This window comes from Paenibacillus sp. FSL H7-0942, from assembly GCF_045040715.1.
GTDB classification, from domain to species: Bacteria; Bacillota; Bacilli; order Paenibacillales; family Paenibacillaceae; genus Paenibacillus; species Paenibacillus amylolyticus.
The window spans coordinates 3,682,577-3,707,034 of record NZ_CP150279.1 but is presented as its reverse complement, the minus strand read 5'-3'; the positions used below and the strand labels follow the sequence as shown (position 1 = coordinate 3,707,034).

The window sequence follows — 24,458 nt, the reverse complement described above, 5'->3', positions numbered from 1 at the left end:
TTCTCGGAGGGAAAATTCTTGAACCTATATTTTCTATGGCCATAAGCTCCTGATGCTCTATGAACAGTATTACATCTTCTGATATTTCCAGGTACTACAACGTAGTAGTCATTGAGGATAAAATGAGGAATTTGCCGAACGTATTCGCAATGAGAGCTCTGTAGAAACTGCTTTTATTAAACCCGATGCAGAACCAGCTGATGCGCTTACTGTGTTTGAATGTACAAGCATGAGGAGGTGAAGCACAACAACCGGTTATGGTGCCCTTCTGGCGGGTAGCGGTAAGAGTCAACAGTATAAAGATCAATTTAGCTGTACATCAAGTGCTTCGCAAATTGTCGTAGAAGTACTCGGATGTTTACAAGAGAATTTTCGTGCAAAAAACAAAGAATTATTGACCTGTTCCAAAGTAAGAGATCTTCTTAGAAATAAGTGGTCTCCTCAACAGGATGCTCTTTCATTTCCACGAACTCATTGAATAGGAAATCGACCAGATATGCGTCAGTTAATAGCAAATATTCACTAAACTAAAGAATATTTCATTGAAGGTATATTCTTTAGAAATGACATTAGTAGATCTCCCAAGTATAAATGATGATGTTATTGGGAGGTTATTTTAAAAAATCGAAAAGACTAAAGTTACTATGATTGGAGTGACAACATGAAAACTTATTCTTTTTCTCAAAAAGCCTCTACCCCAGACCTAGGGCTCTATTTGATAAAAACAAGTAAGGAGAAATACTTAGATGCATTTATTACACCTTTTCGACCTATAGTTGTTGTCAATGACACAGAACAACCAGGTTCAAGAATTGAGTTCGTACCGATGCCATGGCAAAACGAAAATACATTCTGTTTACGAAGTCATATAAAATATTTTGTAACTGTAGATAATGAGGATGCATTTCTAAGAACTAGTGACATTGTAATCGGCACAGCTCAAACTTTTGAAATTGTTTACCATACAATTAGCGGTAAAGACAAAATTTCTTTTTACTCACACGGTAAACATAAATATGTTAGAGTGGACAATAATATGCTGAGAGCTGATGTAGAAACACTTGATGAAAGTGAACATTTCGAATTCATAAAAATAACTTAAGGGGGCTTGGTATTATCCCCTCAAGGTAGACAGTGAAAAAAGAGATCATGTTAGAATGATCTCAACACTGAAAACCGGAGGGGCTTTTTGTTATGCCAGCGAAAAAAGGCCAAACCTTTAATCGATATAGTGAAGAAATGAGAAAAAGGCTGTTCGTCTGCGAGTGGAAGAAGGTTAGGCGTATAGTCGAAACAAGGAGAAGTTTGGAATTAAGAGCGACAGTCAGATTATCACATGGATCCTAAAAGCCAAAACGGAGAGAGTTTTAAGGATTACCAGGGAACTGAATCCAATAACACTTATCAAGTGTATTTTACGGATGGAGTTTTAATTCATCTATCTCATTAACCTTCATACACGAAAATGTCTAGGCTGGAAGTCTGTTTACGAAGTTCGTAACCGAAATATCACACTTGGTTTGGCAATCCGTTATACAGTAGAATGCCCCTTAAGGACTTTGGGTTTTTGTTGCTCGAAAATTTGCTCTAGTCTGCGCTCCAAATCCATCACTTTTCTAGTTAAATGCATATTTTGCTCTAGAACCATTTTCATTTCTTTATCTAATTTTAGATTTTCTTTCCGAAGTGCGCTGAGTCTTTCTTCTTGAATGGTCGATTTCTTTGGTTTAAGTTGTGGATTTTTGCAAGGAAAAATTCATCGTCTTTTCCCCAATGGTTAATCTGGTCGTATACTAATGGAATCATAAATAATATCTCCCCACTTTCAGCAGCGTTTTACTGTGCTCAAGAGTTTGATGTCTCGTACATAAGCTATACGGTTTTATTTTCACTCTGTGAACCAAAAACTTCCCTAGTTGCTTCTATAAAAGATAACATGATTGGTGAAAGCCACTTGTCTTTATGCCACAACATCTGTGTATATACCTGCAAGTCCGGAATTTGCCAGGGGAGGACAACAAGTTCTCCGCGTTCAACTTCAGATTCCGCGACGATCTCAGGAAGAAAGGCAATACCGATTCCTGAAATTGCACATTGTTTAATGGCTTCAGCACTTTGAAACTCTAAATATGTAATGTTATCAATGCCCTCTTTCTCAAATGACCGATCAAACATCGTCCGATAGGGACAACCCTTCTCATTTGTCAGGAACACTTCATCATGAAAATCTTCCAATTGCAGCACAGTTCGTTTGGCGAGTGGATGATCTGGAGCAGCTAACAATCGGAAATGTTCTTCCAGCAAAGGTTCCACGGAAAGTCCACTCGAGCGAATAGGTTCATCCAACATATAAACAATATCCGTGGTCCCCTCAAAGAGCGTTTGCTTGAGCTCTTGATTCGGAACTGAGCGGAAAATTAAGCGAACTCCCGGATGCTGCGAACGAAACCGTTGGAAGACAGGTGGAAGCCGATAGGAGCAAATAACCTCATTCGCACTTATCGTTAAGGTTCCACTTAGTTTTTCATTATCATGGACAGCACTACGAGCCTCGTCCATTTTTTCGAGAACGCCTTGGGCGTGTGTTAAAAAGCGTTTACCCGCAGTTGTGAGCGCGAGTTGCTTGCCCAACCGATCAAAGAGGCGAACACCTAGCTCATCTTCCAATGCTTTAATTTGCATCGTGACGTTAGAAGGAACGTAGCTCAGCACTTCTGCTGCCCGCGTGAAATTCAATGTTTTTGCAACCGTACAAAACGTATTCAGTTGACGCAATTCCATCCGATGATCCCTCCTTCATCTTTCAATTTTATTGAATACTATCTTGAATTCTATTCACTTTTATTGAGAGTATCACAGCTCTATACTGAGTACAAGAGATCACAGTGAACCTGTGGTGTTTCATTTTGAAGGGAGCAATTATACGATGGATTATGAAATTTTTAATTTGGGTGATGTACTCTTACAATCAGGAGTGACGTTACCAAACGCTTATCTCGCTTATCAAACTTATGGAAAATTAAATGAACAGAAAGATAATGTTGTTGTCTATCCAACGGCTTTTGGAGATCAGCATGTTCAGAATGAATGGCTCATTGGCAGCGGGATGGCACTGGATCCAGAGAAATATTTTATTATCGTTCCTAATTTGCTGGGCAATGGGCTCTCTTCCTCTCCCAGTAACACGCCTCCTCCATTCGATCGGGCTAACTTTCCACAGGTAACCATCTATGACAACGTTCGATTCCAGCAACAACTGCTGACCGAAAAATTCGGTATTGAAAAGATTGCTCTCGTCGTCGGGTGGTCGATGGGCGGCATTCAGGCATTTCAATGGGGGGCAAGTTACCCGGAGATGGTTGAACGAATTGCACCTTTCGGAGGCATCGCCAAACCTTGGCCTCACACATTTGTGGTCCTGGAAGGCGTGAAAGCTTCACTGCTATCCGCAGTCGGCTTCGACTCAAGTAAATTAAACCAACTAAGTTCTACAGACATGCGTGCCGTTGGTCGGGTGTATGCGGGATGGGGACTATCACATGCGTTTTATAGAGAAGAGCTATACCGTGAGATGGGATTTGACATATTGGAGGATTTTGTAGCTGGTGTCTGGGAAAATAGCTTTATGAATATGGATCCGCATAATGTTCTGGCCATGTTATGGACAGGTCAACATGCAGATATCAGTGCAAACCCCTCCTATAACGGAGACTTTGATAAAGCACTTCAGAGCATAAAAGCTTTTGCCTGTATCATGCCGGGAAGCACGGATCTCTTCTGCACAGCGGAAGATAATGAATACGAAGCTAAGCGTATACCTAATGCGGTCTTGAAACCGATCCAATCGATCTGGGGCCATTTTGCCGGTCGTGGAATCAACAGTGCCGATAATCAATTTATTGATGACAATCTAAAACACTTGTTGTCACTTAGCACTAATGAATAGATCGTCACTTGCATTGGGAATTCAGTGAAGAGAAGCGTTGATCTTTCGGAGGGAGAGCTCCCCCCCAAGCAGTGGTGTTGTTGAGTGATGATGTAGAAATTAAGGAACCAGCAATAATGAAGTTGAGGACCTTATTCCGATCTTTCTTTTGCATCCTCTGCCAGTCTCATCTCTATGTCTTTCATCTTTAATTCCACCGGATAACTCACTCTGGTTGGCATTACAAACACACCTCCAAGATGATCTTGAAGGTGTGTTTGATTAATACATATTCCTAATGATTATAACTACAATTAAGTAAGTACAGTCATCGCCTCTCTTGTGAATGGAACCAGATCATCAGTACGTCCTTCTTGAATTTTCTTAACCCATTCAGGGTCGACCAGAAGAGCACGGCCTACAGCAACCAGATCAAACTCATCATTCTGAAGTCGTTGTACCAATCCTTCGATACTGGCGTTACTTGCGCCTTTACCTTCTGTGAACAGACTTGTAAAGTCACCATCAAGACCAATCGATCCAACAGTGATTGTCGGTTTACCAGTCAGTTTTTTGGTCCAACCAGCAAAATTCAGATCAGACCCTTCGAATTCCGGCTCCCAGAAACGGCGTGTGGAACAGTGGAAGATATCGACTCCAGCTTGAACCAACGGTGCGAGAAGCTGCTCCAGTAATTCCGGTGTTTCAGCCAATTTAGCCTGATAATCATCTGTCTTCCACTGAGACAAACGCAGTACAATAGGGAATTCCGATCCCACTACTTTACGGCAAGCCTCAATCACTTCAACTGCAAAACGTGTGCGAGCCATCATATCTCCACCGTAACGATCCGTACGAGAGTTGGTTTTCTCATACAGGAATTGGTCGATCAGATAGCCGTGTGCTCCATGGATTTCAACACCATCGAACCCAACGCGTTTCGCTTCTGAGGCTGCTTGTGCGAATTCCTGAACGATTGTAGCAATCTCAGCTTCCGAATAATCATTAACATGACCTTTGGCTCCCATATGCCAGATCTGTGGAATAATTCGACCACCAGCATCATGTACTTCAGATACAACATGTGCCCAACCATTCATTGCAGCTTCACCATAAAAGTGCGGCACATTGGCTTGATTGGATGCATCCGGATGATTAATTATTGTCCCTTCTGTCACAATAAGCCCCACTGCGTTCTCTGCTCTGCGGCGGTAATAGCCCGCAACATTCGAACCCGGGATACCTTCCGGAGAAAATTGACGCGTCATCGGCGCCATCACGATCCGATTGGATAACTTCAAGTGACCTAACTCTATAGGTTGGAACAATGCTTCTACGGATTGAGAATAATTCATAATAACCTCCACATATTTCGTTTTTTTTATATAAATTGACCTAGGAGATGTTAAACAGCAATCAGCCTGGTTAACAGCTAGACGTTATTTCCAAATGAATCAATACACGATTTTTCTCGAAAAGCCCCACCTCCTTCAAGCTTTCGTGGTGTATTAATCCGCCTTCAATTATTTTTGACTTCGTAGTCAAGAATTTCACAAAAAAAAGATCAAGACATGATCATGCCAAATGAAGTACGCAGAACCGTCTCGATCTGTTCACGGGATGAACCTGATTTCTCCATAACTCTCACACCAAGAATAGTGTTATTTAGATAAGATGCTAGCTCTATACTCGTATACCGGTTGGAAATTAACTGTTGATTCTGGCCACTACTTATGATCTTCTCTAATACCAGTTGAATCTCTTCTGCCATGAGCTCAGCTTCGCGTGTGACCTGCTCGTCATCTGTTCCGAATTCGAGTGATGCATTCACAATTAGACACCCTTGGCAGCTAGTTTCATCGTCTAAAAGGGAATATCGTAAGGTATCCAGTTTATCAACGGGAGACGAATCCAGGGCTTCAATCTCTTTCAGTTTCGCTATAACCTGTTCACGGTAAATTGCCAGCGCCTTCAGAAACAACGATCGCTTGTCTTTAAAAACACAGTACAAACTTTGCTTTTTGACTCCTGTAGTACGCGTAAGGTCCTCATAAGAAGTTGCTTTGAAGCCTTGATTCCAGAACACTTCCATAGACTGGTGTAATACACGATCGACATCAAATTCTCTTGGTCTGCTCATGGGATTAATGTATCAGTTATTGACCACGCAGTCAAGAACTGATCATTTTACATCCTAATCTCTACGGTATTTTCCTGCAGGTCCATTGAATGCGGTCTAACTCTTCCGGTAAGCAATCTTGTGAAAAGCATTGATATAACGAAACAGTGCTTCACCATCATCAGGCACATGCGTACTTGTATCCAGTGGCAGCATCATTGCCTGATATGGCTCTGGCACCATTCTATATTGATGGACATAGGAGGTTAGGATGAACCCGTTGCGTTGCCAGAACTGAATGCGTTCCTGATGAGCCTCCGTTGTCCCGAACTCCGCCTCGATAATCATACCTTTGATCCGGTGTTCCCTTAAGGCCCAGGCTCTGAGTTGCTCTAGCATCCAGGTCCCTATGCCCCACCCACGCAACTTCTGTTCAACCGCGAGGTAATCGATGATCAGGATGCGGTCCGCAACCTTCCCCTCCAGTCCAGTAACAGCCATCGCAACCACTTCTCCATGATGCACGCCCGTGTGTAAATAACCAATCCTTCGGTCCAGCATACTGCGCAGAATCGCTTTTGTCTTAGCGCCGCTTTGAAAAGCCTCATGATAGATTCGCTCCATCCGCGCCCACAATGCTTCATCCCACTCCTCTATAGTCGTAAACTCTAATTCCAGCATCTCATTCGCCTCCAGCTTTAATTCAGATTTATCGTGATTCAAGACATGTAAGAGATAATCCTTCCGGTTTAATGGATTATGATCGTATCTTGTACATGAAGGCACTTCACCATCGAAGGGCTGATAGCCATAAAATTCGGACGGGTTCGACCTCTTTATTCTGCGATTCTGAAGACTGTAGCATGTCTTTAATCTTAAAAGTTTATGTTTTTATCGTTCGCATACCTGGCGTATATTCACAAAATTCATCTACCCTGCCCATTAACGTAATGAAGGCTGCCGGCTAACACAGGCAGCTTCATTTTCGTCGTATATTGAATTATAATTTCTACGTTAGCGCAATAAAGCATTAACTTTTAATATCTTCTTTAGCCTTTTGTTTATATCGAATTATGGAAAGAGGTAAATTAACTACTCCAAGAATAAAAGAAGAGCCAATAGATATCCATTGAGATATTGAAGGATAATTCGGTTTTCCGTCTCCTACAGGTCCTATTTTGGGTTGGTGGCTATCCCACAAAACATATAAGAGACCAACAGCAGGTAACAATATGCAAATTACACTTGCAACTATATGTAACACATACTTGTTCAATCCTACCCCTCCATTTATTGTATTCATGTCTTGAACTCTGTTTATATTATAACGTTATCTAAAACGGGAAATTACACTAACCTACTCCTTAGTTTAACAAAAATTTTTCTCCTTTAAGATATTTCCTAAAATAGTTTTCAATAACTGATGGAAAATTTGGCGCTAAGGATTGTTGTTCATTTGGATTTAGAGAATGGAATGCGAGAGTCCTAATGAATGACCAAATAAAAAATGCTTCTAATAACTCGACATAATTTTCTTCCAGTTGATTTACTTTGCTATACGATGAAATAAAATAAATAAAAGCCATAGCCACAATTCGAAAAATCTATAGGTTGAGGAGTATCCTCATAAAAAACATAGTTACTCTCATGAAGGTCAGAATGAATAACTCCCCAGTTACTTGGCAAACGTTTATAATTTTGTATCACATCTGCTATTTTATGTGCTGACTCTTCCACATGAACAAACACTTCACTTGAGATAAGCTCTAAATTTACTAACCGTTTTAATTGATTAAGTGAGCCGTCATTAAGAGAGCTAATTTTCAGTTTCATTACTTGTTGGCTCTCTTTGAAGTACGCTTCCATGAATCCAATAGTCACCATGATTGTATTTTCTCTAAGATCAGTTAAGATTTCTGTTACCAGATCACCTTGAAGATCTCTAACAGGTACAGGTACGACGAGATTTGTATCTTTAACCAGAGCTTCAAGCCAAATAAGCTCTGATGCGATATTCCCTTTTGATTGAATGGAAATCGTTGAGATATGGATTTTGATAAGAAACTTTTGATTAACATTGTTGGCCTGAACTTGAAATGTTAATTCCACCCATATATCCACTAAAATCGATTATAATTAACTTATATTCAAGTCGATTACCTACCCTAAGTTAAAAGGATATCATACGCAAAAAGACATAGTGATGCATCGCATATGCTCTAAAGGTTATAGAGTTTTCAAATACACACTTATGTATAAGAGGAGGCGAAAGATATGACGATAATGCCTGTTATAGTAATGATCTTTGTATTTGTACCTTCCATTATACTCATGATAAGCATGCCTTATTTAACAAGAGAGACGATTAGTTTTGGGGTCACTGTCAGCGCTGTACAATTTCACAGCGAACCTCTGCGCCAGATGCGGAAGTTATATGTTAGGATTAGTGCTACCTTGCATACCATCCTATTCATTGTTTGTATCATCTGCTTAATATACGGTGATGAACATTCCAAGCAACAAAGTTGGATCATTGTCACTTATTCACTCGCCATGGTCGTAATCTCCCTAGTCATAAACATTAGCTATCATTTCAAAATGAAAAGTTTACTACCTATGCTGCCTATTGCTCTGGAACCATCGATCATAGCAGTGGACACTGGTTTTCGGAAAAGAAACATTAACTTGTCTAGTAACTGGTTCCTCATCCATGTTTTCATTATTGTTGTTGGTATTGTAACTGTGCTACTCAACTACGACCTAATTCCTGATCAGATTCCGATCCATTACAACAGCAGTTGGAACGTAGACGGCTATGCAGCTAAATCTTTGTGTTCATATTTGAGAATTGGAGTATTCGCAGAGTGAAGCAGCAGGTTCAACCCACTGATCCGAACCGATCCATCAGACAAGACGTAACTTTCCGCCGTACTTGGTCAGGTTTTATGATTACAGCAAGCTTCTTAATAGTTATCCTGTTGTCCGTCGTGCAACTAAATATGATATCTCTGCTTAACATCAATTTCGCTATTCCCATTGTCCTAATCATAATAGCCTTTATTATCCTATACGCCTTAGCATTATCGTTCTGGGCTGGTCAGGGCGGAAGCCGCTTGGAGCAATCGGCAGATCGCTCCAATTTCAGACCTGTCCATGATGATGATAAATGGCTATTAGGTATGATTTATTGCAATCGCAAGGATTCAAACCTAATCGTCGAGAAAAGGTTCGGAGTCGGCTGGGGATTAAATTTCGGTCACCCAGTATGCTGGCTAATTTTGCTCGGAATTATCGTACTGTTAGTTGTGGTGTAACCAGGCTTGGAGGTTAGTACTCGCCTCAACCGGTATATAGATGTATGGGGAAACCGTCGATAAGCTTGACGAGATCGTGTCTACGGCTTCATTCGCTGTGAACTTAATCCCATCACATCAAGCTTTGGTGCAGTTGGACCTACTATCATTGGGTTAATGAGTTATGAATTATAAAACAAAGAAAGCAGCTGATCACTTGGGTCAGCTGCTTTCTTATTGTTATAGAAGGTTTTATACATCGTTAAGAGGCATGTAACAAACGAAGATGATACAAGTGTTTATTTATTGCAAAGATTTTTTCGTTTGTTTTCTTTTAGATAGAGAGTTATCAAGCAACGTTGTTACGATGCCAATCACAAGGGCAAGCGCACCGATCCATGGGATGTAGTTCAACAAACTGTGGTTGACAGCAATACCCCCGATACCAGCTCCGGCAGCCATTCCAACTTGTCCAATCGCGCTATGCAAACTAAGTACAATGCCTGAAGCAGCGGGAGCGAGACTTATAAGCTGAAATTGGATCGGCGTACCTGAGGACCAGGCTGCTATTGCCCAGAAAATAAGTAATATATATAGAAGAAATATGGATTGGCCTATAAACGGGAACAACAGTAATGCAGTGGCGTGGAGTATCATTCCACCAGCTAGGGTACGGAATGTACCCCATTTATCTGTACTGAGTCCTCCTATTTTGGAACCAATAGCACTAGCGATACCAAATATAAACAGGGCTACCGTTACACCTTGATCACTCATGCTAAATATATCAAGGAGATACGGTGAAATGTACGTAAATAAAATGGAATATGAGCCTAACCACACGAACGTAATCAGTAACGCTGCTGCGATACGCGGTTGCATGATGAATTTAAACTGATCACGCAAAGGAACAACTTCTTCAGCAACTACTTTGGGTATGATCAGCAGCGCTAGGAATAAGAGAATAAGTCCTATTACTCCAAGACCAATAAATATGATGTTCCAATCATAATGGGAAGCTACAACCCTGCCTATGGGTACACCGATAACTAATGCCGTACTATTTCCCATAATAACAGTAGCAATTGAACTGCCTTGCTTTCCTGGAGCAGCCAAAACCGCAGCAAGAGTAAGGAGCGTAACCTGAATAACACCGGCACTAAGTGCTGAAATAATTCTAGCTACGATAAGCATCTCATATCCTGTTATCGTTGCAATTAAAATGTTAATAACAGAGAATACAGTTAATGCATAAACTAAGAGTTTTTTTCGATCTAATTTAGATGTGAAAGCAATTAAAAAAGGAGTACCTACGCCAAATGCTATAGAGAACACTGTAATTAGCTGTCCAGCAGAAGAAACTGAAATGTTGCTAGATTCAGCAATTTTGTCTAGGATCCCGGCAATAACATATTCTGATGCGCCATTAAGAAAACTAATTACAGCTAATAAATATATTTTCCACATATTTTTCAACAATTGCACCTTCTTATTTCTGTATTTCTAGAAAAATAGATTAATTAAGCCCCTTCTATTGAATTAGTAGCTAAAGACCTTCCCACATTAAAACAGCCGCTAATTGAATGGTTAGACTCATTTGTGTGTTCCACCTTTCAGTGTTAACTCCATAAGAGATTTCTCCATATTCAGAGTAATCCTACCTATCCGTCTGTAATAAATTTTGTTTTGCAAAACTTATGTTACTTTTATTATTCAAATAAATATATACATTTTGGCATTTTAGTTTGAATTAACATGAGATCACATTTGTTACTCAAAAGTAACGCAGTGTTTTTTAATATTATGTAGAAAGAACAATTTTTTTGGTTTTACTATGCAGCACCATGACAAAAACGGCAGCGTTCCAGAAATAACTTGGAATCACTGCCGCTATTAATAACATCAAATTAGGCTTTGACTGTGTACATCAATTCTTTTTGATTAATTGTGGTACGCCCAGCCGATTGGACATAGGTATATTGAACCATGTTCGTAATAATGACCGGGGTAATCATATTGTAACCCGCTTTTTCGATCTCTTCACGGTCAAATTCTATCAATAGATCACCTACGGATACTTTTGCTCCTGCCTGAATCTTGGGCGAGAAAAATTGGCCTTTCAGCTTTACCGTATCAATCCCGATGTGAATCAGCATCTCTGCGCCAAGATCACTTACGAGACCAATAGCGTGACCACTCTTAGAAACAGAGAATACTGTGCCGTTAACTGGGGAAACTGCACGTCCTTCTGAAGGTTGAATGGCAAATCCTTTACCCATCATTTCTTCTGAAAAAGCAGGATCTGGAACCAGGCTAAGTGGCTTAACTTCCCCACTCATAGGGCTGAATATTTGTTCATCCTGTAATTTAGTGTCTTCAGCTACTACAGGTGTAGTTGCAGACGTTGCTGATAGTGCAGGTACCTCTTCCTGGAAGCCCAGAAAATAAGTAATTATGCTAGCTACAACAAATGCAATTAAAGCAGCAATCAGTGCAAAGAGCAGGTTGCTAATGTCTGGACCGACATATGAGGCAGCTCCCGGAAGACCTACAGTGCTAATGAAATAGGCTTTAACAGAAAAGGTTCCCAGAAACGCCCCAGCGACTGCGCCCCCAATGAGCGCTGCAATAAATGGTTTTTTGAATTTCATGTTAATTCCGTACATGGCAGGCTCCGTAATTCCCATAAGAGCGGTCAGTCCTGTAGAATATGAAAGTGATTTGGTTTGGGTGTTTTTAGACTTGAAGCCCACACCAAATGCAGCACCACCCTGGGCCATATTAGCTGCGAACATTAACGGAACGATAAAATCGTAACCAAGTGTTGCAATCGAACCAACTGCAAGCGGCAACAGTGCATAATGCATGCCTGTAATAATCAGCACAGACATTGTGCCACCAATCAAGATACTTGCCAAAATGGATGCGTTATCAAATAACCATCTGATACCCCCAGATAAACCGTTTCCAATAATGCCACCCAGTGGCCCGATCGCGATCAAGGTTAGTGGTACCATGATGAGTAACGTAACCGTTGGTACAACAATCAGTTTCAGTGAAGAATGAGTGATGCGGTCAATGGCTCTCTCCACGTGAGCAGCGATCCAGATTGCAATGACGATGGGAATAACCGATGATGCATAGGATGTGGCAATAACCGTAATGCCTGCAAACGAAGTATTACCCTCTTGAAGCAACGCTGTAATGGTTGGATGCATGAGACCAGCCGCTAGTGCAGCACCTACATAAACATTGCTCCCCATTTTCTTAGCAGCACTAATGGCCAGAATAATGGGCAGGAAGTAGAATGCGCCATCGCCAACCGCAGACAAAATGATATAGGTTGAACTTGTATTCGTCATCCAACCAAGAGCCACCAGAATGGACACGATCCCTTTGATCATACCTGCGCCAGCAATTGCTGGCAGGATTGGCGTGAACATGCCCGATATGAAATCAAATAATGCGCTGATCGGATTCCTTTGTTTCTTTCCGCCTTTTGGAGCACTCTCTGCGTTAGGCTTCATGCTCATATTGTTCACTAGTGCTTTGTACACTTCGGAAACTTCACTGCCAATAATCACCTGAAACTGTCCACCGTTTTCCGTTACACCCATAACGCCAGGTGTGTTTTTTAACGTCGTTCTGTCTGCTAGATTGTTATCGTTTAGATTGAATCTGAGTCGAGTCATACAGTGCGTAACTTGATCGATATTCTCTTCCCCACCAACCAGTTTGAGAATATCTTTGGACAATTGTTGTTTATCCATGATGTAAGGCTCCTTCGACGTATATTAAGGTAGTAAAGCTAAATTTTTGAGGATGGCAAAACAAACTCATTATGTTTTCATATGACAGCTATTGTGACATTCTCAAGCAGACTAAGGAAGCTCAACAAGCTTGAAACTGGAACTAGTTAAGGGTAGGTTGGTTTATTCGTTGCCACCTTCGTTCTCTGACCATGGACGCGTTAGCCAGTTATAATGGAAGTGCGAAACATATGTTATAACGTCATGTTACTCAGAACAGAGAAGAAAATATATATTGTTTAAGTGTTTAGTTTCCTTTGACACGAAATGATTTTTGTAACAAAAATGTAACGCGTTGTTTTTTGGGCATAGGTAATGTATACTGCCTAAGCAGGTTACCTATTATTTTTATTATGGTCTAAGGGAGTGTATATCCATGTTCACCAGTGAACAAATCTCATCCTATAATGAATTGGAATTATCTTTATATAACTATATTTCTCAGAACATGGAAAAAGTGGCGTACATGCGGATTAGAGAGCTGGCCGATGAAACTCATGTATCTACAGCCACCATTATGCGATTTTGCAGAAAGAATCAATGTGAGGGATTTTCGGAATTTAAAGTAAAACTTAAGATGCTCATTTCCCAAAAGGGTAAACTAACGAAGCAGGAGTTAAAAAGTCCACATCATGCTGTGTATGAGTTTTTTGAACGTTCTCAATCTCCTGAATTGGAGGAAAAAATTCAAACGGCAGCAAAGTTAATTGCTAAAGCCAGTAGCGTCATTTTTATTGGTATCGGGAGCTCTGGAATAATGGGTGAGTATGGAGCCCGATTTTTCTCAAATCTAGGGATATGCTCCGTGTACATAAAAGATCCTCATTATCCTGTTCATATCAAAATGCAAAAAGACAGCGTTACGATTGCATTATCTACGCGAGGTGAAAACCCGTATGTTCTACCTTATCTCCAACGGATCAAGCAGGAGCAAAATAAAATTGTGGCGATAACAAACAATCGCCAATCCACCATGGCTAAAATATCAGATGTGAATATCCCTTATTATGTAAAAGAAGAGTATTATGAATCCACTAACATCACCACTCAGGTTCCTGTTGCGTTCCTTTTAGAATGGCTGGGACGAGAGGTTTTCAAAGAAATGGTAAATACAGAATCAGAGCTATAAAAGAGAACTCGTTATTTCTAAAAATACGCACCAGAAAGAGAGTCATTTGGACTCTCTTTCTGGTTGTTATGGCTCTTAACGGATGACTACATTAGACTCTTTCCATTACTTTTTCCCCTCGTGTTGCTGCAATTTGCGTTAGAATCATTAGGATGATGATCACAATCATTCCAATCATAGCAGGTGTGAAACTATTGGAAGCATCATGAATCCAACCTAGCAATATTGGACCCATCGCTCCAATAACATACCCAGCAGATTGCTGCATCGCAGACCAGGAAGTTGCATCGTTCACATTGGTTGTAGAATCAATTGGTAACATCAGGTTTAAAGTGAACAAGCCCCCTGCTCCAACTCCAAAGAGTACAACGGAAACCATCGGTATGAAATTCATCATCAATAAAATCAAACCAACAATCATGAACAGAGATTCACCAACCATCCATACTCTTCTTGAGGGAAAGATCTTCAATAATACAGGAAGTATAAAGCTAATCGGGATTTGGATTACAACAAATATGGTCAGACAAAGCGTTGCATAGGATTTGCTATACCCCATTTCCTGAATCATTAACGGGAGCCACGCTGTAAAAGAATAAAACAACATAGCCATTAATCCAAATGAAAGCGTAAGCGTCCATGCGCTTCTATTTCCCCAAGGAAGTTTAATTTGCGGACGTTCTTTTATTTCACTCACATGAACAGATTCAGACCGCGGCTTCACCATGATCCACCAAACGATCGCTGCCACAAAGGCAATTAATGCCCACCCTCCTACCGCTGTCTGCCAAGAATTGAAGTATGCCTCTAAGGGAATGGATACCATTGAACTAACTGCAGCCCCTACAGTGATCGCAATACTATAGAGTGCAATCATAGATGGAACATGATCGGGAAAATATTTTTTAATAAAACCTGAAGTTAACGGGCCAATCGAAGTGATCCCGATACCTACGATCAATGCAGATAAAAGTAAAACGAACGTAGACTGTGTAAATAGCCGAGTGCCTATTCCGATTCCCACCACAATCAGGGAATATCCAATGATTCGTTCTATTCCCCATCTCCCACTTGCTTTGACGGCAAAAGGTGAAAATACGCCCATACATAGTACAGGTATAGAAGTTAGCAAACTGGCTAGTGCAGCGCTCATCCCCAGATCTTCCCGAATCGTATCTAGCAGCGGAGATATAGAATTAATAGCTGGGCGCAAATTCAATGTAGCAACAAATAATGCAATAATTAAAAATATTTTTTTTCTCATCTTCTACTCCCATTAGTGCCTATCACTATTCTCGAAACAAACTGTTCCCGTTGGTCTGAATGACATCCTTATACCAGTGGAAGGACTTCTTACGATAGCGTTCCAATGTTCCTGAACCATCATCATGACGATCCACATAGATGAATCCGTACCGTTTTTTCATCTCTGCAGTTGTTGCACTAACCAAGTCAATACAACCCCATGATGCATATCCCATCAATTCAACACCATCTTGAATGGCTTCAGCAACTTGAAGCAAGTGCTCCTTCAAATATTTAATGCGATAATCATCAATAACGGTTTTATTACCATTTCCGTCCGTGATCAGTTCATCTACGGCTCCTAATCCATTTTCAACGATGAATAATGGTTTCTGATAACGGTCATACATCGCATTCATGATGTACCTCAGGCCTTGGGGGTCGATCTGCCAACCCCATTCACTCGCGCCCAAGAGCGGATTTGGAACACCCCCAATCAGGTTTCCCTCTCCTTTAATTTGCTTGGCAGGATCAGCCGTTTCACAACAACTTTGATAATAGCTAAAGGAAATAAAGTCAACGGTGTTTTTCAATATTTCTTCGTCGCCAGGTTCAAAATGAATGGTAATTCCGTTATCTTTCAAATAACGTTTCATGTAGCCTGGGTAGTAACCACGCACATGGACATCCGTGAAACCTGTATTCTTATGATCAGCTTCCATCACTTTGATCATATCATTAGGGTCAGGAGTCAATGGGTAAATCGGCATAGCAATGACCATACAACCAATTTTGAAATCAGGGTTAATTTCATGCCCTATTTTAACCGCCAGAGCACTTGCAATAAACTCGTGGTGAACCGCTTGGTACAGATCCTGTTTGCTAAGTTGATCCGCATGCGTGTTAATCCCGCCGCCCACAAACGGGTGTTCCAGAATAGAATTAATCTCGTTAAATGTAAGCCAATACTTCACTTTGTCTTTATATCTGTCGAAAATGGCTCGCACATACCGTTCATAGAAACCGATCATTTTTCGATTCGCCCAGCCATCATATTCCCTAACGAGATGTAGAGGAGTCTCATAATGAGAGATCGTAACTAGAGGTTCAATTCCGTATTTCCGGCACTCGTCAAAAAGGTTGTCGTAAAATTGGAGGCCTTTTTCGTTTGGCTCAAGTTCATCCCCTTTGGGGAAGATTCTGGACCAGGCGATAGACGTGCGGAAAACTTTGAAACCCATTTCGGCAAGGAGTTTAATGTCCTCCTTGTATCGATTATAGAAGTCAATTGCGATTAACTTCATATTCTCCTCTGTTGGTTCTGTTGTTGGAGGTGTCTGAATGCCGTGCGGCATGATATCCGAAATGGATAATCCTTTCCCGTCCTCTAGATATGCACCCTCAATTTGGTTCGCAGAGACGGAACCGCCCCACAAAAAACCATTAGGAAATTGAAATGTTTGACTCATTTAGTAAGCCCACCTTTCTTTTAAACCTTCAGCTGATCTGGATAAAAACGAATCCCGCTTTATCGGTTTTTTTATCATGTATTTGTTTGCACAACTTATGCTACATAGATTAATTCATAAAATATATGTTATTTCGTATTTAGTTCAAGGTATCACAGATTCACATTTGTAACATAAAAGTAACACAGTGTTTCAAAGGGTTGCTGCATGCTAGCTCGAGGGTAACTTTACTTTTAATAAGCGGAATGGCTCCGGTCAAACAGGGTGCAGCCTCCTCACTTGCGAGCACCGTCACCTCGTTATTCAATTGTACGTCCTCATTCAAACATGAAAGAAACCCAAGGTCTATGAATCACCTGGGTTTCTCGACTATTAGTTGTGGTGGTTGTACTCACCCCTACACACAGCTTTTAAGTTGTTTTATTAGCTCATCGCAGGCTGAAGAGTTTCCAGCAGTTTCTTAATCTCTTCATCATAGTCCAGTTGGAATAATGGAATTACCTCATCTAATTTTTGCTGGTACAATTCCGGATCCTGGATACGAAGCGCTGCTCTTAATTCCATTTCTTCTTCTGAACCATTGTCGTTCAAAATCATGTCCAGGACATCCGCTTTGAAATATTCACTTGGAGGAAGGATCAAAGCATTCATCAGGAATTGCATAAAAAAGAGATGGTTATCTTTTTCCTGATCCGCTTTTTTCATCGCTTTCTTCGTAAATAAGTTGATATATTTCTGAGCAAAATCCACTCCTTTCAGTTCATAAGGCCCACCATGTTCTACCCCTCTCCAACGCAGGTCAGCCACGGAACTAAGCCACCAAGCCGGATCGATGGCCTGCTGCATACGCAGCAATACGTTCCGTTCAAACTGCGGATCGGGATGCAAGCGCTGTGCTTCCAAACATTTTCCTATAGTCTCAGCTTCGATCGCAGCAACGGTGATGCCTTGTCCATGAATTGGATCAAAGCTGCAAAATGCATCACCAAGGACGAGTAAACCAGAGGGCCAATCTTCCATGAGTTCAAAATGCTGACGAATAGACTCGGATATACGATATCCGCGCGGCCCTTGCACAGGCTCCAACCGTTCCATCAACTCCACAATTTTATCTGAAGCAAATAGATGCTTGAGTTGTTCTTGAAACTCCTCTGGCTGAGTTGAAGGATACTCCTCCCCTCCAGCATTGAAAAGAATGAGTCCAGCGATATCATCTTCAATGCGCGTAAATATGCCTGCACGAATACCTTGCTCAGGATCTGAATCAGACATCACGAATTCATTTGGAATAGAGGATTTTATTTTGTAATAACGAGTGCTATAACCAAGAGATACCTTTAGCACTTCTGGTTCTGGCACATTCAACCTTATTTTATCAAGCCACCTAATCAATTTGGAAGAACGTCCTGAGGCATCAATAACCATATCCGCTGGAAGTTGGTCTTCCCTTTTTTCACCGCTTCTTTCTTTGGTATAAATGCCTGTAACAGCATGCTGGTCTTCAGATACGATGAGTCCGGTAACTTCCATACTTGTTAAGAAGCTTATATGAGGGATATTTTGGATTCGTTTGCGCAGCACCCATTCCAGCAAAGCTCTGCTGCACGATGCAATTTTTAATGAAGAAGGATCCTCTTTGTTAACTAATGTACCGTATCGATTAGTAACTATAAGCTTCTCATCGTGTGAAGAGATCGCTCCCAATGCTATCAATTCGTCATTGTATCCTGGGAAATAATGTTCCATAATTAGCGCGCCGCGTGGTTGTACACGGTGTGGATGAAAAGATTGAGGCACACCCTGTCGGTTATTTGGCTCCGAAGGGAATTCATCCCTCTCAATCACACATATTTCCTCATAATAATCAGCTAACATTCTTGCAGTAATTAATCCAGCAATCCCTGCTCCGATCACCACAACTTTTTTCATGTCAGACACTGAAGATTCATCCTTTCTAGAAATTAGATTTTAATCTACACTTGTAGATCAATCAAAATATTACTTATAATACCAATATATAATCAAAATTTCTTTTATAGTAAGAATCAATATAGCGATGGCATATAGTTAAACTACGATATGGAAGTGGTGTAGATGAAAATCAATGAAAAAAAGCTTGATTTAAGAGTTGCCAGGACTCATAAATTGTTAATTACGGCCTTTAGAGATCTGTTATCTGAGCAAGGCAAACTATTCAGCAATATCACGATTAATGAGATATGTGATAAAGCGATGGTTCACCGTACAACGTTTTACAAACATTTTGAGGATAAATTTGCGCTGTTATCCGCTACCCTCACGTGGGTTCTTCAGGATTATTTACAAATGAGTATAGAAGATCGGCTTCGGCAGCCCTTGCAAAGCCTATCTAGATTCATGTTGGAGAATTTACTGGAGCCGATTGTTCAAAACCAGAAGAATGACAAGGGATTTACTGACTTTTTCAAAAACTATATCGGAGATATATCCAGAAGAGATTTTCTGGAATTAAAAAGAAGAGGTAAACCATTTTCACCTCCCATAGAACTCTTAGCCGAATATCATTCAGGGGTCATTAGTTTACTTGTGACGTGGTGGATATATCATCTTGAAGAAGATGTTACGGCAGAACAGATGGATGAGTATTACTATCAAATGGTTAACGAGAAAATCATGTTAGATTAGCATGAAGCTCACTCTACGCGACGTACCTAGCCAAGTTATCCAGCCTGACCTATTTTCACCACCAGAATAAGAAGGTATCTTATTGTTGAGATAAAATAAAAACCGATGGGCATTTTACTTATGTAAAGTCCCATCGGTTTCTTTAGTTTTAGGATAGTTCGGTTGAAGGCCACAGATGCTGTGAATCTAAAATATAAGTCGATAAAATTATGTCTACTGATCAAAAAAATGGGTTACTATGTAGCAAACTAGCAATGGTTGCTTACCAGAGGCCTATGAAGTAACAACCACCTATATTCATCTTACGAGTTATATTCATTGTAAGCATCTTCAGTCGTCTGCACGTTCTTCAGATACACGATCTGCCCTGACTCGTTCACACGCATAATATCTATACCCGCCTTCGCATACACCGTGCCATCTACTGATTGCCCGCATACTGCCCAGTTAGTTCGATAACTGCCGTCGGGCTGAAGAACCCATGCATCCCACATATGTTTAATGTCTTTATTGTATTCATAAAAAGTCTTAATAACCACCTCGAATCCTGTACGACTGCTACCGTTTGAAACAATTTCAGCATTCTGCGTGAACAGGGATAACAAGTCCTTCATAGCCCGATCGTCAGTGCGAGATGCATCAAACAAGCGAAAATAATTATTTAACATCGTGATGTTTGCATCGGTGTTCAGAGAGTTGGTAGTATTGCCAGCGGTAAGGCCATAAATTTATCCTTTTCAAATTGAAAATTCAGATCTGTTAATACTTGTTGATTACCAAAACTCTTCTTAAACTCTGAAGTACCAATTTCATTTCATTCGGGGTCATTGAACAGTGCATACGGGGGGCGTGACTAGGCGGAAAGTTGTGACTGTGAATGTCTTCTTTTCAGTGAAGAAATCTCGTTTGGTAGTGAAATGTACAAACTTCATAAATTCCTTCGTTTTTATACCACTCCTTCTTCATTTGAGTCCTGTAGTATGACTTACATCGGGATAACAAAGGAGCAGAACGAATGAAGAAAACGATGATGTTAAGCTTACTCATAGTCATTACGGCAGGAATGATCTGGTGCAACTGGGGGCTTGTTAGGACAGGTCAGAATCAGCTGGAATCTACAGCTGGCACCAGCGACTGGCAGGAAAATAGGCTTATTGCCCATGCATTTGGTGGAGTTAACGGGGCTAGCTACACCAATTCTTATGAGGCATTTATATCCAATTACAATAGAGGGTACCGTTTGTTCGAGGTTGATCTTGTGCAGACGACGGACGGGAAGCTTGTAGCCAGACATGATTGGTCGCAGAGGCTACAGCCGGATTTGGCCGCTCATCGCGGACGAAACGTAACAACGCTTCAGTTTGCAAACTCGCTTATCATGGGAAGATTCCACCCTCTTACACTGCCGGACATACTGCAGCTGATGCAGCAATATCCTGATTTTGACTTAATTGTGGATACGAAAGCAGGCATCAAAGAGCAAATTCAGCAGCAGTTTGCGCATCTAGTCAATGAGGTTCGACGTACGGATCCTGCACTGCTCAACCGGATTATACCTGAAATTTTCAGCCCGGAAATGTATGACACGGTTATGGGAATCCACCCCTTTCCAAACAAAATATATTCACTTTACAAAACTGGCGCCTCCGCCGAAAGTATTGTAGAATTCGTAAGGGACAAACAACTGACAGCGGTTGCCATGCCTGTATACCGTGTGTATCTAAACCCCAATTTAGTTCCAACACTACATAAGTTTGGGGTGAAAAGCTATGTTCACACCGTCAACAGCAGACCGGTTATGCAGATTCTGTCCAGGTTCGGGGTGCATGGATTTTACACGGATCAGGAAAAATCACCAGAGGAGCTGATGCTTGCAGACGCTCCCCCCGGCCATGTTGAATTTTCGGGATACATGAGTCCCGGATTAGTAAGTATAAGAAATATCGTGATGAAGGTGAGAAATAATGGCTATAAATAACATTCTTGTTGTAGACGATGAACCGGAAATTCGAGAAGCGCTCGTTATTTATTTGAAAAGCGAAGATGTGGATGTATTAACTGCCTCTAACGGATTGGAGGCGCTGGAAATTCTTGAACAAGAAACCATTCATCTTATTATCATGGACAACATGATGCCACAGCTCGATGGAATTAAAACGACATTTAAAATTCGTGAAAACAAAAATATACCGATCATTATGCTTTCCGCCAAGTCAGAAGATAGCGACAAGATTTTGGGACTCAACGTTGGGGCTGATGACTATATTACGAAGCCGTTCAATCCTCTAGAGCTGATCGCTAGAGTCCGATCTCAGCTGCGCCGGTTTACGAATTTAGGTTCCTTCCAGTCAAACGGGGATGAGCTCATCCAAGTAAGAGGACTCGTGCTGAACAAAAGCTCGAAGACTGTTGAGATAGATGGAGAGGACGTCAGATTGACCCCGAAAGAATACAAAATTTTGGAGCTGCTGATGGAGAACAAGGGCAGAGTTTTCTCAATCGAAGAGATTTATGAGCGCGTGTGGAATGAACTGATCTTCACTTCAGAGAATACGGTTGCCGTACATGTGAGAAACATTCGTGAAAAAATTGAAATCAATCCCAAAGACCCAAAATATTTAAAGGTGGTATGGGGAATTGGATACAAAATCGAGAAAAAATAAAGCCGATCGGAAGGTTCCAATTGACCTTATTGTCATCATTGTCGCCGCGATTCTATGGAGCCTCGTACTCATAAACAGGTATTCATACACGGGGTTGAGTCTGAGCTATTCAACTTCAAGTTATATCCAGACACTGCTTGCCTTAATTATTCTTTGCCTGCTGGCAAGCAGACTGTTTCTTTATTTTAAGGCACCCCATAGTAGGCGTTCCTTCTGGCATGGCAGTCTGCTGATGGATTACTTTCATATTTGGAGAACCGGTCTTAGAGCCAGTTTACAAAACGGGAGACTAACGTTTGGCCTCATCATGATGCTTTTGCTAACCGCGATAGCCGGCATTTGTATTTGGCAGGCAGTCACATATTACGGACAGGGGTGGCTTCTACTTTATTTGTTGCTCTACGTGTTGTTCTTGGTTCCATATATACTTTCCAAGCTTAGAAGATTCATCGCCATTATCAACGGGAGCAAAGAGATTGCCGAAGGAAATATTCAAAACACAATTCAGGATACCGGCAAGGATGATCTATCCAAGCTTGCTGGTTATATTAACAATATGAAAGCCGGGTATCAAAGCGCGCTGGAGAATCAAATGAAGAGCGAACGGTTAAAAACAGAGCTGATTACCAACGTATCACATGATTTGAAGACCCCACTTACTTCTATTATCAACTATGTTGATTTATTAAAAAAAGAAAATCTGTCTACAGAGACCACCCGAGCCTATATTGAAACCCTGGACCGGAAGGCGCTACGGATGAAGCTGTTGATTGAAGACCTGTTCGAAATCTCAAAGATGGCCAGCGGTACAGTAGAGCTGGATATTGAGTACGTCGATGTCGCGACATTGTTGACACAGGCGATTGCCGAGTCCAACACCAGTATAGGACAAGCGTCGCCTGTGATTCGGGAGAGGATTGCGAAATTCCCGATCCATGCACATTTGGACGGCAATAAAATTTGGCGTGTATTCGAAAATTTAATTGGCAACGCGCAGAAATATTCGCTTCCGGGAACCAGAATCTATATTTATTTGGACGAGTCTGATGATCTGGTGCTATTCAAAATTCAAAATACTGCTGCTTATGAGATTGATTTTGCTGCGGAAGAGTTGTTCGAGCGTTTCAAAAGAGCAGATGAATCCCGCCAGACAGAAGGCTCCGGCCTAGGGCTGTCCATTGTGAAAAGTATCGTTGAGCTGCACGGCGGGGAGATCAAAATTGAAATTCATGGTGATCAATTCAACGTTATTCTGCATTTGCCCAAGCAGCGCTTAATTTAAAAGTCCTAAAACTACGTTAACCCTCAATGCTCCTTTTCAGGAGTATGAGGGTTAACTTTTCATTTTTATCAGGTACTAAAGGTGAATCGTATGAATGGCTTACCAACATCGATTCCTAAATATTAGTCCAGAAGGCTGTAGATCTGAATGCTCTCCACCTTGGCATCCTTGATATGAAACGACATTACATCCACATAATTGGATGGTTCGTAACGGAAGTCATCCTCTTCATCTGGGGCTCCATCACCAAGCAGTTTCCCCTCAGGGTAGGCGTTCTTGAGTGTATCCAGGCTATCTCCTGCTTTAATGTTTCGCGCTGTCGCGTACTTAGGATCTGTAATTTCGATATGAAAGATGGAGTCTTGTTTTCCCTCTGGTATACTGATTGTTTTAATCTCCAGACCAGGATACGTATAGACCTTTTCTGTAAAACCGATTAACGTATCCATGTTGGTTCCATCGTCGGCACTGTACGTATGAGATTTCAGGTTATCCGGTTTGCCCAGCATCTGTTCCATCTGATCTTCATTCGCTGTATCCGAAATCGCAATGGTGTGCTCATTATAGACAAAAGCAAGCTCCTTCAGCACCACATTACCTTCCTTCTCCATCGAACCTTCTTTAATAGCTTCAGTACCCTTTTCTTCCGAACTTTCGGAAGCAGGCGCAGGAGAATTGGTTGCTCCTTCGCCTTTGCTCTGTTCATTCGCTGTGTTCTGTCCGGTTGCTGGGGGCGTAGCATCATTGGACTGACAGCCCGCTAATGCCACCGTTAGTAGAGCACCTAGTACGATAACACCTGTTGCTTTGTTTATCAATTTCATCATGATCCCTCCATAAATGTGTGATTTGTTCTTATG

Annotated in this window: 22 protein-coding genes; 9 read left to right on the top strand and 13 right to left on the bottom strand. The window is 41.2% G+C overall.

Annotated elements, in window-relative coordinates:
• The first annotated feature begins 661 nt into the window (after positions 1–661).
• Positions 662–1,102, top strand: coding sequence for a fascin domain-containing protein (locus MHI48_RS16480; RefSeq protein WP_405141104.1), 441 nt, complete (start codon positions 662–664; stop codon positions 1,100–1,102).
• Between the two features lie 770 nt (positions 1,103–1,872).
• Here the strand turns inward: MHI48_RS16480 and MHI48_RS16475 are convergent.
• A complete protein-coding gene (locus MHI48_RS16475; protein ID WP_405141102.1) occupies positions 1,873–2,781 on the bottom strand; it encodes a LysR family transcriptional regulator in 909 nt (302 codons plus the stop codon).
• A 145-nt stretch (positions 2,782–2,926) separates the two neighbouring features.
• On the opposite strand from MHI48_RS16475, the gene MHI48_RS16470 reads away from it, so the two are divergent.
• Positions 2,927–3,946, top strand: a complete 1,020-nt coding sequence (locus tag MHI48_RS16470) for an alpha/beta fold hydrolase (RefSeq protein WP_405141100.1) — start codon at positions 2,927–2,929, stop codon at positions 3,944–3,946.
• Positions 3,947–4,239: 293 nt separating this feature from the next.
• On the opposite strand, the gene MHI48_RS16465 is transcribed toward MHI48_RS16470, so the two are convergent.
• From MHI48_RS16465 to MHI48_RS16445, 5 genes are all read right to left on the bottom strand, one after another.
• Entirely contained in the window at positions 4,240–5,280 is a 1,041-nt protein-coding gene (locus MHI48_RS16465; protein WP_405141098.1) for an NADH:flavin oxidoreductase, read from the bottom strand.
• A gap of 209 nt (positions 5,281–5,489) precedes the next feature.
• Positions 5,490–6,065 (bottom strand): TetR/AcrR family transcriptional regulator, encoded by a 576-nt coding sequence (locus tag MHI48_RS16460; protein ID WP_405141096.1) that lies wholly within the window; start codon positions 6,063–6,065, stop codon positions 5,490–5,492.
• A 96-nt stretch (positions 6,066–6,161) separates the two neighbouring features.
• On the bottom strand, positions 6,162–6,725 hold the full coding sequence (locus MHI48_RS16455) for a GNAT family N-acetyltransferase (RefSeq protein ID WP_405141094.1): 564 nt from the start codon (positions 6,723–6,725) through the stop codon (positions 6,162–6,164).
• 349 nt (positions 6,726–7,074) lie between these two features.
• A complete protein-coding gene (locus MHI48_RS16450; RefSeq protein ID WP_076317753.1) occupies positions 7,075–7,320 on the bottom strand; it encodes a hypothetical protein in 246 nt (81 codons plus the stop codon).
• Between the two features lie 278 nt (positions 7,321–7,598).
• On the bottom strand, positions 7,599–8,165 hold the full coding sequence (locus MHI48_RS16445; RefSeq protein ID WP_405141092.1) for a hypothetical protein: 567 nt from the start codon (positions 8,163–8,165) through the stop codon (positions 7,599–7,601).
• Between the two features lie 153 nt (positions 8,166–8,318).
• Between MHI48_RS16445 and MHI48_RS16440 the strand changes: the two genes are divergently transcribed.
• A complete protein-coding gene (locus tag MHI48_RS16440; RefSeq protein ID WP_405141091.1) occupies positions 8,319–8,912 on the top strand; it encodes a DUF1648 domain-containing protein in 594 nt (197 codons plus the stop codon).
• A complete protein-coding gene (locus MHI48_RS16435) occupies positions 8,909–9,358 on the top strand; it encodes a DUF5808 domain-containing protein (protein WP_405141089.1) in 450 nt (149 codons plus the stop codon). The genes MHI48_RS16440 and MHI48_RS16435 overlap by 4 nt, the downstream gene beginning before the upstream one ends.
• Before the next feature lie 282 nt (positions 9,359–9,640).
• Here MHI48_RS16435 and MHI48_RS16430 read toward each other — a convergent pair whose 3' ends face one another.
• The gene (locus tag MHI48_RS16430; protein ID WP_338708964.1) at positions 9,641–10,804 is read right to left on the bottom strand and encodes an MFS transporter; all 1,164 of its coding nucleotides are present in this window, start codon (positions 10,802–10,804) and stop codon (positions 9,641–9,643) included.
• A 440-nt stretch (positions 10,805–11,244) separates the two neighbouring features.
• Positions 11,245–13,107: a beta-glucoside-specific PTS transporter subunit IIABC gene (locus MHI48_RS16425; protein WP_405141087.1), complete on the bottom strand. Its 1,863-nt coding sequence runs from the start codon at positions 13,105–13,107 to the stop codon at positions 11,245–11,247.
• 415 nt (positions 13,108–13,522) lie between these two features.
• Here MHI48_RS16425 and MHI48_RS16420 point away from each other — a divergent pair, with 415 nt between their 5' ends.
• The gene (locus MHI48_RS16420) at positions 13,523–14,275 is read left to right on the top strand and encodes a MurR/RpiR family transcriptional regulator (RefSeq protein ID WP_036673609.1); all 753 of its coding nucleotides are present in this window, start codon (positions 13,523–13,525) and stop codon (positions 14,273–14,275) included.
• A gap of 91 nt (positions 14,276–14,366) precedes the next feature.
• Here MHI48_RS16420 and MHI48_RS16415 read toward each other — a convergent pair whose 3' ends face one another.
• The 3 genes from MHI48_RS16415 to MHI48_RS16405 all read right to left on the bottom strand — a co-directional run bounded on the left by MHI48_RS16415 (position 14,367) and on the right by MHI48_RS16405 (position 18,918).
• Complete coding sequence (locus tag MHI48_RS16415) at positions 14,367–15,539, bottom strand: CynX/NimT family MFS transporter (RefSeq protein WP_405141085.1); 1,173 nt, start codon at positions 15,537–15,539, stop codon at positions 14,367–14,369.
• Between the two features lie 25 nt (positions 15,540–15,564).
• A complete protein-coding gene (locus MHI48_RS16410; protein ID WP_076327467.1) occupies positions 15,565–16,989 on the bottom strand; it encodes a glycoside hydrolase family 1 protein in 1,425 nt (474 codons plus the stop codon).
• 423 nt (positions 16,990–17,412) lie between these two features.
• Positions 17,413–18,918 (bottom strand): NAD(P)/FAD-dependent oxidoreductase, encoded by a 1,506-nt coding sequence (locus MHI48_RS16405; protein ID WP_076327902.1) that lies wholly within the window; start codon positions 18,916–18,918, stop codon positions 17,413–17,415.
• Positions 18,919–19,083: 165 nt separating this feature from the next.
• Between MHI48_RS16405 and MHI48_RS16400 the strand changes: the two genes are divergently transcribed.
• Positions 19,084–19,653 carry a TetR/AcrR family transcriptional regulator gene (locus MHI48_RS16400; RefSeq protein ID WP_076327468.1) on the top strand — a complete coding sequence of 190 codons (570 nt, stop codon included), beginning with the start codon at positions 19,084–19,086 and terminating at the stop codon, positions 19,651–19,653.
• A 302-nt stretch (positions 19,654–19,955) separates the two neighbouring features.
• Here MHI48_RS16400 and MHI48_RS16395 read toward each other — a convergent pair whose 3' ends face one another.
• A complete protein-coding gene (locus MHI48_RS16395; RefSeq protein ID WP_340030435.1) occupies positions 19,956–20,321 on the bottom strand; it encodes a nuclear transport factor 2 family protein in 366 nt (121 codons plus the stop codon).
• A gap of 347 nt (positions 20,322–20,668) precedes the next feature.
• On the opposite strand from MHI48_RS16395, the gene MHI48_RS16390 reads away from it, so the two are divergent.
• Genes MHI48_RS16390 through MHI48_RS16380 form a run of 3 tightly spaced genes read left to right on the top strand, consistent with a single transcriptional unit; the run spans position 20,669 to position 23,598 of the window.
• Positions 20,669–21,631 (top strand): phosphatidylinositol-specific phospholipase C/glycerophosphodiester phosphodiesterase family protein, encoded by a 963-nt coding sequence (locus tag MHI48_RS16390; protein WP_340030433.1) that lies wholly within the window; start codon positions 20,669–20,671, stop codon positions 21,629–21,631.
• A complete protein-coding gene (locus MHI48_RS16385) occupies positions 21,618–22,316 on the top strand; it encodes a response regulator transcription factor (protein ID WP_036613934.1) in 699 nt (232 codons plus the stop codon). The genes MHI48_RS16390 and MHI48_RS16385 overlap by 14 nt, the downstream gene beginning before the upstream one ends.
• Positions 22,291–23,598: a sensor histidine kinase KdpD gene (locus MHI48_RS16380; protein ID WP_200868516.1), complete on the top strand. Its 1,308-nt coding sequence runs from the start codon at positions 22,291–22,293 to the stop codon at positions 23,596–23,598. Before MHI48_RS16385 ends, MHI48_RS16380 begins: the two co-directional genes overlap by 26 nt.
• 122 nt (positions 23,599–23,720) lie before the next feature.
• On the opposite strand, the gene MHI48_RS16375 is transcribed toward MHI48_RS16380, so the two are convergent.
• A complete protein-coding gene (locus tag MHI48_RS16375; RefSeq protein WP_235200813.1) occupies positions 23,721–24,425 on the bottom strand; it encodes a hypothetical protein in 705 nt (234 codons plus the stop codon).
• Positions 24,426–24,458 lie beyond the last annotated feature (33 nt).